The sequence below is a fragment of the Polaromonas sp. CF318 genome (assembly GCF_000282655.1).
Lineage (GTDB): Bacteria > Pseudomonadota > Gammaproteobacteria > Burkholderiales > Burkholderiaceae_C > Polaromonas.
Map to the genome: position 1 here is coordinate 1 of NZ_AKIV01000010.1, position 16,234 is coordinate 16,234.

A 16,234-nucleotide genomic window follows, 5' to 3' on the forward strand; every position below is an offset into this window, starting at 1 on the left:
CCGCCGTTGGTCGTGGCTGCCGTCCATCCGCATCCACCGCATCATGCGTGAAGACCAGGACCGCGACTTCCACGATCACCCATGGAACGCCCGCACCATCGTCCTGCGCGGCGGCTACACCGAAGCACTGCCAGGCCAGCCTTACCTGCGCACCCGCCTTCCGGGCATGACCGGACGGCTGCTGTTCGGGGAATACCACCGCATCACCAGCGTCAGCGTCGGCGGCGTCTGGACGCTGTTTTTCACATGGAAATACCAGGGCACATGGGGTTTCCTTGTCGACGGCAAGAAGGTGCCATGGCGCGAATACCTCGGCAAAAACAAGGTCTCAAACGGCAGCGCCGTCGCTGATCAGTTGGCGACGGCGGATGCAACGGCGGCCGTGATCGAGGCCGCCCGCCAGTGGTCAGCAGACCGCGAAATTCAAGACTGGAGCGAAGCCGACCTCATGAAGGCGATCGCCACCCTGGATGGCGACTGGCCCGGCTGCGATGACTGCCAGTTTGACTGCGACGAGCCATGCATGCCGTCGACGGTGGCTCAGTTCCACCGCGCCATTGACTGCCAGGTCGCACAGCTCGTGCACGACGGCAAGTTACCCAAGTACGAAGGCTACGAGCCGCCGCAAGGCTTCGTGCCGACGCCACCGCGCCGCAAGCGCATTCCCATCGCTTCCCATCACCAACCGTAAACAGGAGAAAACCATGGATACACAAGTCGCTACCCACAATGTGCTCACCCCACCAGCCCACGGCGAGATCTGGCCAGGCCAGGGCGGGCGCTTCATCTGCACCATGCCCGCCCTGATGGGTGTGCCGGCGCGCCACCTCGTCGTCAGCGAGGGCGAGGCCGAGGACCTCCAATATGGCCCCTACGGCCTGGACGTGCCCGGCGCCAAAAGCCAGATCGACGGCCCCGCCAATACCCAGGCACTGATCGACAGCGGCCAGAACCACCCAGCAGCACAGTGGGCCCGCGCCTATACGGCTGACGGCCACTCGGATTTTTACCTGCCTACGCGCCTGGATTTGGTGATGGCCCACATCTGCGCATCGCAGCTTTTCAACCAGCAGGACTACTACTGGTCTAGCACGCAGACCTCGCGCACCAGCGCCTTCGTCCAGTACTTCGAGTACGGCAGCAGCTACTGGTACTGCAAGGACGGCGAGTTTCGGGTTCGTGCTTTCCGCTGGGTTCTCTTGACACCTTAAACCCTTCAATCCTCAAAGAGTCCATCACCACCGGCGTAGCCGGTCCGCAATTTTTTTCAGGAGCATCCATGAAACCCAATCCATTCAAGCCGCCTTACCTCACAGGGTATGTCGCGGGCCAGGGCGGCTACCTCGCAGCCGTCATGCGCGGCCACGTCGTCAACGGCGTTGAGCAGCCAGCCTATGCACTCATCGCATCCGAGGCCGCCGCCGGCGAGTTCATCAGCATCTGGGGCAACCGCGACCAATCTGTCGACGGCGCCAACAGCCGCCACGACGGCAAAGCCAACACCGAAGCCATGGCCGCTGCTGGTTGCCCTGCAGCACTCAAGGTGAAGGCCTTGGTGATCGAAGGCCACAGCGACTGGTACGTGCCCAGCCTGGGCGAATTGAATGCCGCCGCATCCAATGCCCCCGAGTTGTTCAGCAAGGGCTGGCATTGGACCAGCACGCAGTACTCGCGCAACCTCGCCTTCGTCCAGCTCTTCGAGTACGGCGACAGCAGCTGGGACAGCAAGGACGGCGAGTTTCGGGTTCGTGCTTTCCGCCGGATTCCTCTTGAAGCCTTGACCACTTAAACACCTTCATCCTCTCACCGGCGCAGCCGGTCCGCGATTTTTTCAACCATCAGGAGTTTTCATGAAGCCAGTGAATTTCACACTTCCAGCCTTCGGCAGCGTCATCGCTGGCCAGGCCGGCATCCTCGCAGCCATCATGCGCGGCCCTTCCATCTTCGGCGTCGAGCAGCCGCCCTATGCCCTGCTGATCTCCGATAAATCCGAAGGCGAGACCGACAAGCACGCCTATGGCAATTACGGCACCGATGTCGCCGGCGCCACCAGCCGCACCAACGGCAAAGCCAACACCGATGCGCTGGTGCTCGCGCAAAGCCCAGCGGCTCTGTGGGTGCGCGAACTGTCCATCGGCGGCCACAGCGACTGGTACGTGCCCAGCCTGGGCGAATTGAACGCCGCCGCAGCCAATGTGCCCGAACAGTTCGAACCAAAAGGCATCTATCAAGCCAGCACGCAGCTCTCGCGCAACCTCGCCTTCGTCCAGGACTTCGAGAGCGGCCGCAGCAACTGGTACCTCAAGGACTACGAGTTTCGGGTTCGTGCTTTCCGCGCGATTCCGCTTGAACTCTTGACCACTTAACCAATTCCCCAACCCCACCGGCGCAGCCGGTCGTTGAATTTTTCTACCCATGGCCCTTCATACCGAACTTCCCATCTACGAGCACGGCTGCAAATTGCTGGAGCTGGCGCTCGACGTCCAGACCCAGATGCGCCGCGACTTCAAACGCACGCTGGGCGACAGGATTCACGCCCTGTGCGTGGACATGCTGGAAGACATGGCCATGGCAAACGCCACCAGGGAGCATGAAAGGCTGGAGCAGATCGAAATGCTGCTCAAGCATTCACGCACGCTCACTGCGCTGCTACGTGTGGGCCACGCCCACAAAATGAAGTTGATCAGCAATGCCCTCTGGGCTGATTCCATTGACCTGCTGGACACCATTGGTGCGATGGCAGGGGGTTGGAAAAATCAGACCAAAGATGTCATTGCCAGGCTTTCCACGGCGCCTGCTGTATGACGGTCAAGGCCATCATGCCCGTGCGTTTTATGAATCCGGTCGAGCCGCTGGGCACCTCGCCCACCGCCATGCGCACCACGGATACCGGCGAGCACTTACAGCTCGATCTATGGTCCGGCGCAGTTTCCGGGCTGATCGGTACTCAAAGCAATTTGAGCCTTCGGCCTGGCGACGTAGATAGCTCGGCAACGCGCAGAACTCGCGCAACAACGCCTTCGTCCAGAACTTCGAGAACGGCAACAGCAACTGGAACAACAAGGACAACGAGTTTCGGGTTCGTGCTTTCCGCGGATTCATCCGCCCCACACGATGGGGCGCCCTTTTCAATGGCAGACCTAGTCCATGCGTGGCTGGGCTGCGAGCGCCACAAGCGCCAGACCCACAGCGCCAAGGCCTTCCGGTCTTATATCGAACGTGAATTGTGCCTGCTGCGCGCCGAGTTGATCAGCCAAACCTATGTGCCCGGCCGCAGCAGTTGCTTTGTCGTCACCCACCCAAAGCCGCGCGAGATCTGGGCCGCCGACTTCCGCGATCGCGTCGTGCACCAACTGCTCTACAACGCCATCGCTCCACGTTTCCTGGCCAGCTTTGACGCCGGCAGCGCCGCATGCATCCCGGGCCGCGGCACGTTGTATGCCGCCAAGCGCCTGGAGCATCAGGTGCGCAGCATCACCCAGAACTGGAGCCGCCGCGCCTTCTATCTCAAGTGCGACCTGGCCAATTTCTTTGTCGCAATCGACAAGCAGGTGCTACAGGCCGAGTTGCACAAGAAAGTCAAACATCCATTCTGGCGCTGGCTGGCCGACACAGTTCTGATGCATGACCCACGCACCGACTTCCGGCTGCGCGGCGATCCCGGCCTGCAAGACATGGTGCCGGGCCACAAGCGCCTGGTAAATGCACCCAATGAGACCGGCCTGCCCATCGGCAACCTGAGCAGCCAGTTCTTTGCCAACGTGCTTTTGGACGTGCTGGACCAGTTCTGCAAGCACCAGCTCAAGGCAAGGCATTACGGGCGCTACGTCGACGACTTCATCTTGCTGCATGAAAGCCCACAGCAACTCAACGAATATCTGCAACGCCTCACCGCATGGCTTCCTGAGCGCCTGGGCGTGCGCCTCAATCCCAGCAAAACCATTTTGCAGCCCATAGATCGCGGCGTCGACTTCGTAGGCCATGTCATCAAGCCATGGCGCAGGACCACCCGCAAGCGCACCGTCGCCGTCGCCATCAAACGGCTGCGAGAGATGCCGGCGGAAGAAGTCTTCACCGCTGGCAACAGCTATCTGGGATTGGCACGCCAGGCCAGCCACAGCCACCACGACCAGGCCCAGCTCATGAATGTGCTGCGCAAGCGCGGCCACAGCTTCAAACCCGACTTAACCAAGATTTTTAGGAAGGCCGCTTGACATGACAAACACATCAGCCAGCCCAGGGGAACCTCTCATCACTTGCTCCGGTGGGTGCGGCACCCAGGCCACCGAAGAGCAGGCAGAAACACAACTGGGCTGGCAACGCCTTCCCATCACTGGACGCATGCGTTGCGGTGGCTGCACACGCGCGCTTGAAGCCGTTGGCAAGCTCGGCGGCCCGTGCGAGCCGACCTCAAATCACCACATCCCCACTCACCCTTAAGGCAACCCACATGACAAACGCCGTCGCCACCACCGAGTCCTTCGCCCGCATGGCCCACAACCTGCTGGTGCCGAGCCTGACCAATCGCAAGCCGCTGCCTCTGGCAAAACTCCAGGCGATGGCCGACACCATGCGCAACGGGCGCGGCGTGCGCCAAGCGCTGATCGTGCGCGTGCTCCCCCCTGAGCGGCTGCACGATACAAAGCTCAACACCCCCAAGGGTCAACCGTTGCCCACACACGAAATTGTGTGTGGTGAACAACGCTGGCACGCCGGCGCGCTGGCCGCGCTGCAGGACGTGCCCGTCATCATCCGCAAACTCACCGACGCCGAGGCCCTCGAAGAGCAGGTGATCGAGAACGTCCAGCGCCAGGACTACACCGAGTTCGAAGAAGGCGAGGCCTTCCAGCGCCTCATGCAGCACAACCACCTCACCGCCGACGAGGTGGCCGCCAAGGTCGGCCGCAGCCGCCGGCATGTGTTCAACCGCATGAAGCTGCTGGACCTGCGCGCCGAAACAAGGACGGCGCTGACCGCGGGCGAGATCGACGCCACCCGGGCCTTGCTGCTGGCCCGCATCCCAGACCATGAGCAGCAACTCAAGGCCCTGCCCATGCTGGCCAAGCGCGACTTCCATGGGGACTACGAACTCAGCAGCGCCCGCGCCAGCGAACTCATACAGCGCGACTTCATGCTCAACCTGAGCGGCGCGCCCTTCAAGTGCACCGACGAGACGCTGGTGCCAGAGGCGGGCAACTGCAAGACCTGCACCAAGCGCACCGGCCACAACCCCGACCTGTTCGCCGACGTCAAGGGTGCAGACATTTGCACCGACCCGCCCTGCTACCACCGCAAGGAAGCCGCGCACCACAACCGCGTGCTCGAGCAGGCCCACGCCAACGGGCAAGAGGTCATCACCGGCCGCGAGGCCAAGGCTCTCATGCCCAACAGCTTTGGCGGCATAGAAGGCTACCTGCGGCTTGACGACGCCAAGGACAGCCCTACCGACAAGCCGCTGCGCAAGTTGCTGGGCAACATTCTGGAGCGCGATGAGGTCAAGACCACGCTGGTCGAAAACCCCCATAACAAGGGCGAGATGATCGCCGTGCTACCGGCCGCCAAAGTGGCCGAACTGCTCAAGGCGCGTGGCCACAAAGCAGCCGCCAGCGCGTTGGAGGCCGAGGAGGAGGGCACCAGCCGCGCCCAGGCCGAGGCCGCTAAGGAGGCCAAAAAGCTGGCGTTCGAGCAGGGCTGGCGCGACGAGTTGCTCAACCGCACCTACGCAAAACTCTGCGAGGCCGCGCCCATCGAGTTCCAGGTGATCTCTGACGACGTGCTGCGCATCATTGCCCGCCACCTGGTCGACCGCGCCAACGGCGAGCGCACCCGCCAGCTCTGCGAGTTGCTGGCGCTGGGCAAGATCGCCCCGCGCCAGGCCTTGAACGACTACATCCTGGCCTGCGCCGATCCTGAGCGCGTCGTCCTGCTGCTGGTCATGCACGCCGACGTCGAGTTCAAGGATTTCATGGCCGACCCCACCGCCGCCAACCGCGGCCTGCTGCAAGTCGCTAGCGAATACGGCGTCGACGTCCAGGAAGCCAAGGACGCCACCAAAAAGGCCATCCGCGCCTCCGAAAAGACCCCTACCCCGGCGGCTTCGCCATCTAAGGGGGAGGGGGGGGGCCAAGACCAAAAACGAAAAACCTCCAGAAAACCCAAGATCTCCGCAGAGCAAGCCACTCAAGGCATCGCTTCCGCGATGCAAAACCTTGAAGAGAAAGCGGCGGTTCCCGCCGCAGCGCCGCCAGCCGTACAACAACCCACAACCACCAAGACGGCCAGCAAGCCCGGCAAAGGGCAGGAACCTGCCGCACCAGCGGCAGGCGGCGAGGTAGACCCCCTGCAGCAACAGGCCGCCCAACTCGTCATAACTCAGCAGAAGGCCACCGTGCGCCTGCTGAAGACCGAACTAGGCATAGGCACCACCAAGGCCCTGGAGGTGATGGCTTGGCTGGAGGCCCAGGGCACAGTCAGCACCTGCGACGAACGCGGCGTGCGGAAGGTTCTGGTGGCGGTATGACAACCGATCTTGAGAACTTCCTGCATGCGCGCATCACAGCGCTGCGCACCCTCAACATCGCCTACTTCAAATCGCAGTGCCCTGGCGCCAGCGACGAGGTGGCGCTCATTGGACTCCACAAGGCCCGCTATGAGTGCCGCGAGATTGAGGCCTCGTTGCGGCTGGAGAGCGGCGAGTGGCTGCGTGCCCACGGATATGGCCGCCTGCGGGTAGGCGAGATCCTGCCTACCGGCGAACTGCCGAAATGAAATTTTCTAGAACCTGATTGACGCGGCTCTGGCTGCACAACAACGAAAACGACAATATGAGCCTCGAAAACATTCATCATTTTCACGTATGCGGAGGCGTCGGATCTGGCGCTGCTGGCTTCAACGATGCCGACCCTACCCTCGGGACGCTTAAGGGCAAGATGGTCTGTGTCGGCGGGGTCGACGTGGACCCTAGGGCCTGCGCCGATTTCAAGCAGCTAACCGGTGTGGCTCAGACCTGCCGGGACATGTTCAGCCTCGGCCAGTACAGCGCCTTTCACGGGCATATGCCGCCGCCAGGATGGGTTGAGATGGTCCCGCAGGATATGCGCGACGCTGCGCACCGCATCTTCCCGGACATCGTCTTCACCTCGATGCCCTGCAAGGGATTCAGCGGGCTGCTGTCGGCCGTCAAGAGCACCACGATCCGCTACCAGGCGCTTAACGAGCTGACGCTGCGCGGTGTGTGGCTGGCCCTGGAGGCCTTCGCCGACAACCTGCCGTCGCTCTTCATCTTTGAGAACGTGCCGCGCATCGCCACACGCGGCCGGCACCTGCTGGACCAGATCGTCGCGCTGCTGCGCCACTATGGCTACATCGTGAACGAGACTTACCACGACTGCGGAGAGCTGGGCGACGGGATGAGCCAGAGCCGCCGGCGCTTCCTGCTGGTGGCCAGGCTGCCCAGCAAGATCCCCAGTTTCCTTTACGAGCCGCCCAAGCGCGCGCTGCGCCCGGTGTCCGACGTGCTCGGCTACATGCCCATGCCGGGCGACGAGCTCGGTGGCCCGATGCACCGTATCCCATCATTACAGTGGAAGACCTGGGTACGCCTGGCATTCGTGGAAGCCGGCAGCGACTGGCGCAGCCTCAACAAGCTGGCCGTCGAGGACGGGCGCTTGAAGGACTACCTGATCATGCCGCTGGTCCACTCCGGGATGCTGGGCGTCAACGAATGGGGCCAGCCGATGGGCACGATCACGAGCCGCGGCATGCCCAACAACGGGAATTTCTCTGTCGCTGATCCACGGCAACAGCTCTACTCTGCCGGCTATGGCGTCACGCCATGGGGAGAGCCTTCTGGCGCCGTGTCGGGCGAGTCTCTGCCCAGCAATGGTCGTTTCAGCGTTGCCGATCCACGCCTGACCATCAAGCACAACAACTGCTTCCGGATTGTGAAGTTTGACCAACATGCCGGCACCGTCACCGGCGGTACAGGGCCCAGCGCCGGCGCTCAGGGTGTTGCAGATCCACGCCCCGCTTGGGACGGCCGCCACGGTCACCTGCACGTCACCGATTACGAGGCCCACAGCCGCACCGTCACAGCGGGCGGCAAAGGGGTCCAAGTTGGCTATCTGTCCGTGGCGGATCCGCGCCCTGGGATGCAGCGAGAAAAGGGCGATCACTACCTGACCGGCGGTCACTATGGCGTCGTGCCGTGGAGCGCGAGCAGCGGCGCAGTCAGTGCCAGCGCCTGTCACGACAACGGCCCTTGGAGCGTCGCTGACCCCAGGCCTATGCCGGCGCCAAGCGACAAGATCGTGTGCCGCATCCAAGCCCTGGACGGCACCTGGCACCGCCCCTTCACCACGCTGGAGTTGGCAGCGCTGCAAACCATCATCGATCCGGAAGAGTGGTTCGCGCCCGGCGGACCCGGCTCGCTAGGCCAGACGTTCGTCATGGACGGCAGCAGCGACCAGCGCTGGCGCGAAGGCATCGGCAATGCTGTGCCGCGGAAGTCGGCCAAAGCCATCGGGACGGTGATGGGCCAGACCATCCTGCTGGCGCGAAGCGGCGAGACCTTCGCACTGGGCAGCACACCAATCTGGGTGCAGCCGCTTGCTGTCGCCCTCTCCGTGCAACCACTGGCGGATCTGTCATGAGCGAAAAAACACCCATCGAGTGGACCGACGCCACGTGGAACATCATCACTGGCTGCGACATCGAAAGCCCAGGCTGCCGCGACTGCTATGCCATGAAGCTGGCGGGCACGCGGCTGCGCAACCATTGGTCGCGCATCAACCTCACGAAGATGAGCGCGGCCGGACCCGTCTGGACTGGAGAGGTCCGCTTCAACGAGCCGTGGCTGAACCAGCCGATGGACTGGACTCGGTCGCGCATGATCTTTGTCTGCGCGCACGGCGACCTCTTCCACCCCGGCGTGCCCTTTGAAACCATAGACCGAATCTTCGCAGTCATGGCGCTGTGCCCACAGCACAAATTCCAGGTGTTGACAAAGCGCACCGCCAGGATGGCCGAGTACTTCGCCAACCCCATCCGCGAAGCGCTGATAGGCCAGCAGGTCGGGCAGTTGCACCTGCAGCGCACAGGCGATCCGGTCAGCCAGTGGTCTGGCCTGCCCATGCCCAACGTCTGGCTCGGCACAAGCGTGGAAAACCAGCGCTATGCGGACGTGCGCCGCGCCCCGCTCGCTGCCCTGGCGGATGCGGGCTGGCTGACCTGGGCCAGCTACGAGCCGGCGCTGGGCCCCGTCGACTGGAGCGACTGGGAGTTTCTTCGCTGGATGGTCGCCGGCGGCGAGAGCGGCGCCACGGCCCGGCCGCCGCATCCCGATTGGTTCCGTGCAGCGCGCGACTTTTGCGCCACGGCAGAGGTGGCGTTCCTGTTCAAGCAATGGGGAGAGTGGGCGCCAGTAGATGTGGTCGACAGCGACCCTGAATGCGCCGAAATATTCAAGGACGACGGCACCGAAGAGCAGCTTTTCGGGCGCCTGACTCTCTCCCGTATTGGCGGCGCCCACGTCGCCAAGCTTGGCAAGAAAGATGCCGGCCGCCTGCTGGACGGCGTAGAGCACAACGAGTTTCCGCAATGAAGCGCCGCAGCCACCGCAAAACCACCGGCACCTATGGCCCGCTGGCTGAGCTGCTCGCCAGCCCGATCGCGCCCATGCCCAAGGCCCTACGCGTGCACCAGCTCACCCGCATGTGGCAGGGCCTGGCCGCGATCGAAACGGCGCCGCTGCCAACCACAGACGACTGGAGAGTTTGCAGCGACGCTGTGAACCTGATGGAAACCCTGGTGGACATGGGCCAGGTAGAAGACCACCGCGGCCTGCTGCTCGACGCAGTGGCCGCGCTGGCCATGGCCGGCAAGCGCCATGTCGCCGGCAACCATATCCGTATGGACGGCAAAGGCATCCAGGCCATCCGCGCCGTGCTCGAAGACTATGCCAAGGTTCTGGAGGCGCTGCCGCATCGGACCATGGTGCAGTGCCACCGCCTCACCGAAAAGCGCCTGCGCGAGATCCTGGCCGGCCGCAAGCGCCCTCATGACGTGGAAATCACCGCACTCTAAGCCGGTATCACCATGGCCATTGAAATCCTTCCCAGAGTCATCCGGCAGCGCGATGCGCCAGACTATCTGGGCATGGACAAAAACCGCTTCAACGAGGAAGTTCGGCCCGAATTGACTGAGGTCCCCATGGGCAAACACGGCATCGCCTATGACAGGCTAGAGCTGGACGCCTGGTGGGAAGCGTATATTGCTGCCCGTGGGCGTCCGGGTCGCAACCGAAAAGGAGAAAGACCATGCGAACCCGAACAAAGGGAATCCAACTCGTCGGGGACGAGCGGATCATTGAAAAGCAATACCACGGTGTACGCATCTTCCAGCGCCTCGGCAAAATCAGTCAAGACGACGCGGAGGCATGGCTTAGAGGCAGGCAAGCGGAAATCGACAACGACCGAGAACGGGAGCTTCGAACGGGCAATAGCCGCCTGTTCGCTGATGGGGCAGCGAAGTACCTGATCGAGTGCAAAGCCAAGGGTGTGCGCACCCTGGACACGATCAGTTACCACGTTACCCTTCTGCTGCCGTACATTGGCCGACTGCCGATGCCGCTGGTCTGCAATGAGTCGCTGGAAAGCTTTGTGGCCGATCGGCTTGAGGATGGCGTCAAAAACGCCACCATCAACCGCAGCCTGGAGGTGGCGAGAACCATCACCAACCGGGCCGCACGCGTGTGGCGGGACAACGGCAAGCCATGGATACCCAGCCCGCCGCTGATCGAGATGATGGACGAGACAGCACAGCGCCGCCAGCCCTACCCCATCACCTGGGCGCAGCAGGCGGCGCTGGTGCCAGCCTTGCCTGGTCACTTGCAGCGGCCCGTGCTGTTTGCCTTAAACACCGGCGCCAGGGATGACAACATCTGCGGCCTGCGGTGGGACTGGGAAGTGAAGGTGCCGGAGTTGGGGCGCAGCGTGTTTGTTGTGCCGGCGGAGGAGTTCAAGGGGCAGCGCGACCACGTGCTGATTCTGAATGATGCCGCCTGGAGCATTGTGGAGTCGTGTCGTGGCCGTCACGAGGACTATGTCTTTGTGTACCGCCGCGAGCGGGTCAAGCATCTTGACCGGCCGCCGGAGATGGAATACCGGCGTATCGACACCATCAACAACACCGCGTTCCAGCGTGTGCGGGCGGAGGTTGGACTGGAGAAGATGCGGGTTCACGACCTCCGCCACACCTTCGGCCAGCGGCTGCGCGACGCCGGCGTCACCGAGGAAGACAGGGCCCTGCTGCTGGGCCATGCGATAGAAGGAATGCCGCAACACTATGCGACGGCCACGGTGGCCCGCCTGGTGGAGGCGGCCAACAAGGCACAGTACACGGTGGACCGGACCACCCTGCTACGTGTTGTAAATGGGTAACAAGGGGTGAAAAGTCACGCTGCGAGTCACGCAAAAAACAATGCCCTAGGTAGTTGAGATACCTAAGGCATTGATCTGTAAGCAGATTTTGGTGCGGCTGGCAGGAATTGAACCCACGACCCCTTGGTTCGTAGCCAAGTACTCTATCCAACTGAGCTACAGCCGCTAAGCCTCAAATTATAGCTTATTTAAATGGTAGGGCGTGAGTGACTTGAACACTCGACCAAAGGATTATGAGTCCTCTGCTCTAACCAACTGAGCTAACGCCCCACACAAGAGGGAGATTGTAAGGGCGTCTGAGGCCTGTTCTCGGGCCTACTTGCTGTGGCTGAGGGCGGTGCTGACCAGTTTGGAGGTGATGTCGACAATCTGGATCATTTTTTCGTAGGGCATGCGCATGGGACCTATGACACCCAGCGTGCCCACGACCTGGCCGTCAACCTCGTAGGGCGCGGTCACCACCGACAGTTCCTGGTAGGGAATGACCTGGCTTTCGCCGCCTATGTAGATGCGAACGCCTTCGGCGCGACTGGACACGTCGAGCAGGCGCATGAGCTGCGCTTTTTGCTCGAAGAGGTCGAACAGCTTGCGCAGGTTGCCCATGTCTCCCGAGAAATCGCTGACGGCCAGCAGGTTACGCTCGCCGGAGATCACGACCTCGTCGCGCGATTCGATGGCCTCGGAGCTGACCTTGACTGCGGCCTGCATCAGGGTGGCGATCTCGCCGCGCAGCGCCTCGACCTCGTTTTTCAGGCGCTCGCGCACTTCCTCGATGGCCATGCCTGCGTAGTGTGAATTGAGGAAATTGGCGGCCTCCACGAGCTGCGACTGGGTGTAGTCGGCCTCGGTGAAGATAACCCGGTTCTGCACGTCGCCGTCGGGCGACACGATGATGACGAGGAAGCGTTTCTCCGACAGGCGCAAAAATTCGATATGGCGGAACACCGAGGTCCGGCGCGGCGCCATGACCACGCCGACGAACTGCGACAGGCTGGACAGCATGTGCGCCGCGTTGCTGAGCACCTTCTGCGGCTGGTCGGGCGCCAGCCGGGGCGCGCCTATCTGGCCGGCGGCGGCGAACGGGTCGCGCTGCGTGGTCAGCATGGTGTCGACGAAGAGGCGGTAGCCGCGCGCGGTGGGAATACGGCCGGCCGAGGTGTGCGGGCTGACGATCAGGCCGAGCTCCTCGAGGTCACTCATCACATTGCGTATGGTGGCGGGGGACAGCTCCAGGCCCGAGGCCTTGGACAGCGTGCGCGAACCCACCGGTTGCCCGTCGGCAATGTAGCGCTCCACCAGCGCCTTGAGAAGCAACCGCGCACGATCATCAAGCATGCCGACATTCTACGAAGCCTGGGCCGGATGTTGTGATGTAATTTGCCGATGAAGTCGCAATTCCGCCATGTCGCCCTGATCGGCAAGTACCACGCGCAAGGTTCCCGGTCGGCGCTGGAAGACATCGCGCACTTCCTGGGCACCCAGGGCTGCGAGGTGGCGATAGAGCAGGACACCGCCAGCAACACGGGCCTGACGCAATTCCCGACGCTGGACGCGGCCGGCATAGGCGCCCAGTGCGACCTGGCCCTGGTGGTCGGCGGCGACGGCACCATGCTGGGAATAGGCCGGCTGCTGGCGCAGTTCGGCATCCCGCTGGTGGGCATCAACCAGGGCCGGCTCGGCTTCATCACGGACATCGCCTTCGAGGGCTACCAGAACACGCTGATTCCCATGCTGCGCGGCGAGTACGAGGAAGACCGCCGCTGGATGATGCAGGCCAAGGTGGTGCGCGACGGCCGCTGCGTCTTCAGCGCCACCGCCATGAACGACGTGGTGGTCAACCGCGGGGCGACCGCCGGCATGGTGGAGCTTCGCGTCGAGGTGGACGGCCGCTTCGTGGCCAATCAGCGCGCCGACGGCCTGATCATCGCCTCGCCCACCGGCTCCACGGCCTATGCGCTGTCCGCCGGCGGCCCGCTGCTGCACCCCTCGATTGCCGGCTGGGTGCTGGCGCCGATCGCGCCACACACCTTGTCGAACCGGCCCATCGTGCTGTCCGACTCAGGCGAGATCACGATTGAAATCGTCGCCGGCCGGGACGCCAGCGCCAATTTCGACATGCAGTCGCTGGCCAGCCTGCTGCACGGCGACCGCATCACCGTCAGGCGTTCGGAGCACCAGATGCGTTTTCTGCATCCCAAGGGCTGGAGCTACTTTGACACCCTGCGCAAAAAACTCCACTGGAATGAAGGCGGAGCCTGAAGGGCCCGGATCCACCTTATGAGCCTCAAAAGCATCTCGCTTCGCGATTTTGTCATCGTCCACGAACTCGAGCTGGACCTGTCCGGCGGATTCACGGTGCTTACCGGTGAAACCGGCGCCGGCAAATCCATCCTGATCGACGCGCTGCAACTGGCGCTTGGCGCGCGCGCCGATGCCGGCGTGGTGCGTGAAGGCGCGGCGCGCTGCGAGATCAGCGCCGAATTCGACAGCCCCCAAAGCCTGGCCCCCTGGCTGGAGCAAGCCGGCTTCGACGGCGGCGACACCCTGCTGCTGCGCCGCACGATAGACGCGCAGGGCAAAAGCCGCGCCTGGATCAACGGCAGCGCGGCCACCGCCACCCAGCTCAAGGAGATCGCCGACCAGTTGGTCGACATCCACGGCCAGCATGCCTGGCAAAGCCTGACGCGGCCCGACGCGGTGCGCGGCCTACTGGACTCTTATGCGGACGTTTCCACGGACGAACTCTCGCGCCGCTGGCAGCAGTGGCGCCTGGCGCAAAAGACACTGGCGGAAGCGCGCGACGCCCAGGACAGCCTGCAGCGCGAACGCGAGCGCCTGGCCTGGCAGATCGGCGAAGTGGACAAGCTCGCCCCCGGCGCCGACGAGTGGGACGAACTCAATGCCCAGCACGGGCGCCTGTCGAATGCCCAGGCCCTGCGCGACGCGGTGCAGACCGCCGTCGACGCGCTGCAGGAGTCCGACGACAACGCCAACGCGCTGCTGGGCCGCGCGATCACCGCATTGCAGAACCAGGAACACATAGAGCCCGAATTCAAGGCCATGATCGAGGTCCTGAACGGCGCGCTGGCGCAGATGGAAGACACCGTCCACTCGCTCAACGGCTATGCCCGCCATGCCGAACTCGAGCCGCAGCGCCTGGCCGAACTGGACGAGCGGCTGTCGCTGTGGGTCAGCCTGGCGCGCCGCTACAAACGCACGCCGGCAGAGCTGCCGGAACTGCTGGCCTCCTGGCAGGCCGAGCTGCAAAAACTCAATGCCGCGGCCGACCTGGCCCAACTGGAAAAGAACGAGGCCCAGGCCAAGGCCGCCTACCTCGAAGAAGCCAGCCAGGTGTCCAAGGCCCGGGCCAAGGCCGCGCCCAAACTCGCCAAGGCCATCACCCAGGCCATGCAGGGCCTGGGCATGCAGGGGGGCAAATTCGACGTGGCACTGGCCAGGCTGGAACAAGCCGCCCAACACGGGCTGGAGCAGGCCGAATTCCTGGTGGCCGGCCACAGCGGCAGCACGCCGCGCCCGGTCGGCAAGGTGGCCTCGGGCGGCGAGCTGTCGCGCATCGCGCTGGCCATTGCCGTCACCACCAGCCAGCTCGGCCAGGCCGAAACCCTGATTTTTGACGAAGTGGACTCCGGCGTGGGCGGCGCCGTCGCCGAAACCGTGGGCCGCCTGATGAAGCAGCTGGGCAAGGACCGCCAGGTCATGGCCGTCACCCATTTGCCCCAGGTGGCGGCCTGCGCCGACCAGCACCTGGTGGTCGCCAAGCGCGCCGAAAACGGCGTCACCCTGAGCGCCGTCGACCATGTCAACGGCGAACAGCGCGTGGCCGAAATCGCCCGCATGCTGGGCGGCGAGCGCCTCTCCGGCACCACGCTGGCCCATGCCAAGGAAATGCTGGGGCAGTGATGGCGGCGCTGGAAATGGTCCTCATCACCGGGATGTCGGGCTCGGGAAAATCCGTGGCCCTGCATGCGCTGGAGGACGCCGGTTATTACTGCGTCGACAACCTGCCCCCGGAACTGCTCACGCCCTTCGTCGCGCTGGAGCAACAACACGGCGCGCAAAAAGTGGCGATCGCCATGGACGTGCGCAGCGCCACGTCGCTGCCGCTGGTACCCCAGCAGTTGCGCCAGCTGCGCGAATCCGGCGTGGTGGTGCAGTCGCTGTTCCTGGACGCCAACACCGAAACCCTGGTGCGCCGCTTTTCGGAAACGCGCCGGCTGCACCCGCTGTCGCGCATAGACGCCTCCGACCAGCACCGCGCGCTGGTGGACGCCATCGAACTGGAGCGCGAGCTGCTCGGCGAAATGCGCGAGCAGGCCCATGTGCTGGACACCAGCATGATCCGCTCTTCGCAGCTGCAGGGTTACGTGAAATCGCTGATTTCCGCGCCCATCACGCAGCTCACGCTGGTGTTCGAGTCCTTCGCCTTCAAGCGCGGCGTGCCGCTGGACGCCGACTATGTGTTCGATGTGCGCATGCTGCCCAACCCGCACTATGAGTCAGGGCTGCGCGCGCTGACGGGACGGGACCAGCCCGTGGCGGACTACCTCAGGGGGCATGCCGAAGTCGGCGAAATGTTCAGCCACATCGAGCAATTCCTCAAGCACTGGCTGAATGCGCTGGTGCGCGACCACCGCAGCTACGTGACGGTTGCCATAGGCTGCACCGGCGGCCAGCACCGCTCGGTCTACCTGGTCGAAGAGCTGGCGGTGACCTTCAGCCCGCACTGGCGCACGCTGAAGCGGCACCGCGAACTGGACGCCGGCTGAGGTTTTTCA

Annotated in this window: 16 protein-coding genes and 2 tRNA genes; 15 read left to right on the forward strand and 3 right to left on the reverse strand. The window is 63.7% G+C overall.

Annotation, left to right across the window (positions count from 1 at the left end):
* From PMI15_RS25110 to PMI15_RS01330, 12 genes are all read left to right on the forward strand, one after another.
* Nucleotides 1–691 (forward strand): hypothetical protein (locus PMI15_RS25110; RefSeq protein WP_007862798.1); only part of this gene is annotated, 691 nt, incomplete at its 5' end.
* A 13-nt stretch (nucleotides 692–704) separates the two neighbouring features.
* Nucleotides 705–1,211 carry a DUF1566 domain-containing protein gene (locus PMI15_RS01280; protein ID WP_007862800.1) on the forward strand — a complete coding sequence of 169 codons (507 nt, stop codon included), beginning with the start codon at nucleotides 705–707 and terminating at the stop codon, nucleotides 1,209–1,211.
* A gap of 68 nt (nucleotides 1,212–1,279) precedes the next feature.
* On the forward strand, nucleotides 1,280–1,789 hold the full coding sequence (locus tag PMI15_RS01285) for a DUF1566 domain-containing protein (RefSeq protein ID WP_007862802.1): 510 nt from the start codon (nucleotides 1,280–1,282) through the stop codon (nucleotides 1,787–1,789).
* A gap of 61 nt (nucleotides 1,790–1,850) precedes the next feature.
* Nucleotides 1,851–2,366, forward strand: a complete 516-nt coding sequence (locus PMI15_RS23870) for a DUF1566 domain-containing protein (RefSeq protein WP_007862804.1) — start codon at nucleotides 1,851–1,853, stop codon at nucleotides 2,364–2,366.
* Between the two features lie 49 nt (nucleotides 2,367–2,415).
* Complete coding sequence (locus PMI15_RS01295) at nucleotides 2,416–2,805, forward strand: four helix bundle protein (RefSeq protein WP_007862806.1); 390 nt, start codon at nucleotides 2,416–2,418, stop codon at nucleotides 2,803–2,805.
* Entirely contained in the window at nucleotides 2,802–4,214 is a 1,413-nt protein-coding gene (locus PMI15_RS01300) for an RNA-directed DNA polymerase (RefSeq protein WP_369751946.1), read from the forward strand. The genes PMI15_RS01295 and PMI15_RS01300 overlap by 4 nt, the downstream gene beginning before the upstream one ends.
* Before the next feature lie 236 nt (nucleotides 4,215–4,450).
* Nucleotides 4,451–6,520 (forward strand): ParB/RepB/Spo0J family partition protein, encoded by a 2,070-nt coding sequence (locus tag PMI15_RS01305; RefSeq protein WP_007862811.1) that lies wholly within the window; start codon nucleotides 4,451–4,453, stop codon nucleotides 6,518–6,520.
* Nucleotides 6,517–6,768, forward strand: coding sequence for a hypothetical protein (locus PMI15_RS01310; RefSeq protein ID WP_007862814.1), 252 nt, complete (start codon nucleotides 6,517–6,519; stop codon nucleotides 6,766–6,768). The genes PMI15_RS01305 and PMI15_RS01310 overlap by 4 nt, the downstream gene beginning before the upstream one ends.
* Before the next feature lie 56 nt (nucleotides 6,769–6,824).
* Nucleotides 6,825–8,651 (forward strand): DNA cytosine methyltransferase, encoded by a 1,827-nt coding sequence (locus PMI15_RS01315; protein ID WP_036837082.1) that lies wholly within the window; start codon nucleotides 6,825–6,827, stop codon nucleotides 8,649–8,651.
* Nucleotides 8,648–9,601, forward strand: coding sequence for a phage Gp37/Gp68 family protein (locus PMI15_RS01320; protein WP_007862818.1), 954 nt, complete (start codon nucleotides 8,648–8,650; stop codon nucleotides 9,599–9,601). The genes PMI15_RS01315 and PMI15_RS01320 overlap by 4 nt, the downstream gene beginning before the upstream one ends.
* Nucleotides 9,598–10,083 carry a hypothetical protein gene (locus tag PMI15_RS01325; protein ID WP_007862826.1) on the forward strand — a complete coding sequence of 162 codons (486 nt, stop codon included), beginning with the start codon at nucleotides 9,598–9,600 and terminating at the stop codon, nucleotides 10,081–10,083. Before PMI15_RS01320 ends, PMI15_RS01325 begins: the two co-directional genes overlap by 4 nt.
* Nucleotides 10,084–10,316: 233 nt before the next feature.
* Nucleotides 10,317–11,438: a tyrosine-type recombinase/integrase gene (locus tag PMI15_RS01330; protein ID WP_007862827.1), complete on the forward strand. Its 1,122-nt coding sequence runs from the start codon at nucleotides 10,317–10,319 to the stop codon at nucleotides 11,436–11,438.
* Between the two features lie 89 nt (nucleotides 11,439–11,527).
* On the opposite strand, the gene PMI15_RS01335 is transcribed toward PMI15_RS01330, so the two are convergent.
* The 3 genes from PMI15_RS01335 to hrcA all read right to left on the reverse strand — a co-directional run bounded on the left by PMI15_RS01335 (nucleotide 11,528) and on the right by hrcA (nucleotide 12,773).
* A tRNA-Arg gene (locus tag PMI15_RS01335) sits at nucleotides 11,528–11,604 on the reverse strand.
* Between the two features lie 27 nt (nucleotides 11,605–11,631).
* Nucleotides 11,632–11,708 (reverse strand) — tRNA-Ile (locus PMI15_RS01340).
* Between the two features lie 45 nt (nucleotides 11,709–11,753).
* Nucleotides 11,754–12,773, reverse strand: coding sequence for a heat-inducible transcriptional repressor HrcA (gene hrcA / locus PMI15_RS01345; protein WP_007862828.1), 1,020 nt, complete (start codon nucleotides 12,771–12,773; stop codon nucleotides 11,754–11,756).
* A gap of 48 nt (nucleotides 12,774–12,821) precedes the next feature.
* Here hrcA and PMI15_RS01350 point away from each other — a divergent pair, with 48 nt between their 5' ends.
* Genes PMI15_RS01350 through rapZ form a run of 3 tightly spaced genes read left to right on the forward strand, consistent with a single transcriptional unit; the run spans nucleotide 12,822 to nucleotide 16,225 of the window.
* Nucleotides 12,822–13,697: an NAD kinase gene (locus PMI15_RS01350; RefSeq protein WP_007862829.1), complete on the forward strand. Its 876-nt coding sequence runs from the start codon at nucleotides 12,822–12,824 to the stop codon at nucleotides 13,695–13,697.
* An 18-nt stretch (nucleotides 13,698–13,715) separates the two neighbouring features.
* Complete coding sequence (gene recN / locus PMI15_RS01355; RefSeq protein ID WP_007862831.1) at nucleotides 13,716–15,359, forward strand: DNA repair protein RecN; 1,644 nt, start codon at nucleotides 13,716–13,718, stop codon at nucleotides 15,357–15,359.
* Between the two features lie 14 nt (nucleotides 15,360–15,373).
* Nucleotides 15,374–16,225, forward strand: coding sequence for an RNase adapter RapZ (gene rapZ / locus PMI15_RS01360; RefSeq protein ID WP_193372134.1), 852 nt, complete (start codon nucleotides 15,374–15,376; stop codon nucleotides 16,223–16,225).
* The last annotated feature ends 9 nt before the right edge of the window (nucleotides 16,226–16,234 follow it).

What these genes read in the sequence shown, in the direction of transcription:
- PMI15_RS01310 (WP_007862814.1), top strand. Translation starts at nt 6,517, where the DNA reads ATGACAACCGATCTTGAGAACTTCCTGCATGCGCGCATCACAGCGCTG.
- PMI15_RS01300 (WP_369751946.1), top strand. Translation starts at nt 2,802, where the DNA reads ATGACGGTCAAGGCCATCATGCCCGTGCGTTTTATGAATCCGGTCGAG.
- PMI15_RS01315 (WP_036837082.1), top strand. Translation starts at nt 6,825, where the DNA reads ATGAGCCTCGAAAACATTCATCATTTTCACGTATGCGGAGGCGTCGGA.
- hrcA (WP_007862828.1), bottom strand. Translation starts at nt 12,773, where the DNA reads ATGCTTGATGATCGTGCGCGGTTGCTTCTCAAGGCGCTGGTGGAGCGC.
- rapZ (WP_193372134.1), top strand. Translation starts at nt 15,374, where the DNA reads ATGGTCCTCATCACCGGGATGTCGGGCTCGGGAAAATCCGTGGCCCTG.
- PMI15_RS01280 (WP_007862800.1), top strand. Translation starts at nt 705, where the DNA reads ATGGATACACAAGTCGCTACCCACAATGTGCTCACCCCACCAGCCCAC.
- PMI15_RS01350 (WP_007862829.1), top strand. Translation starts at nt 12,822, where the DNA reads ATGAAGTCGCAATTCCGCCATGTCGCCCTGATCGGCAAGTACCACGCG.
- PMI15_RS01285 (WP_007862802.1), top strand. Translation starts at nt 1,280, where the DNA reads ATGAAACCCAATCCATTCAAGCCGCCTTACCTCACAGGGTATGTCGCG.
- PMI15_RS01305 (WP_007862811.1), top strand. Translation starts at nt 4,451, where the DNA reads ATGACAAACGCCGTCGCCACCACCGAGTCCTTCGCCCGCATGGCCCAC.
- recN (WP_007862831.1), top strand. Translation starts at nt 13,716, where the DNA reads ATGAGCCTCAAAAGCATCTCGCTTCGCGATTTTGTCATCGTCCACGAA.
- PMI15_RS01330 (WP_007862827.1), top strand. Translation starts at nt 10,317, where the DNA reads ATGCGAACCCGAACAAAGGGAATCCAACTCGTCGGGGACGAGCGGATC.
- PMI15_RS01325 (WP_007862826.1), top strand. Translation starts at nt 9,598, where the DNA reads ATGAAGCGCCGCAGCCACCGCAAAACCACCGGCACCTATGGCCCGCTG.
- PMI15_RS01295 (WP_007862806.1), top strand. Translation starts at nt 2,416, where the DNA reads ATGGCCCTTCATACCGAACTTCCCATCTACGAGCACGGCTGCAAATTG.
- PMI15_RS23870 (WP_007862804.1), top strand. Translation starts at nt 1,851, where the DNA reads ATGAAGCCAGTGAATTTCACACTTCCAGCCTTCGGCAGCGTCATCGCT.
- PMI15_RS01320 (WP_007862818.1), top strand. Translation starts at nt 8,648, where the DNA reads ATGAGCGAAAAAACACCCATCGAGTGGACCGACGCCACGTGGAACATC.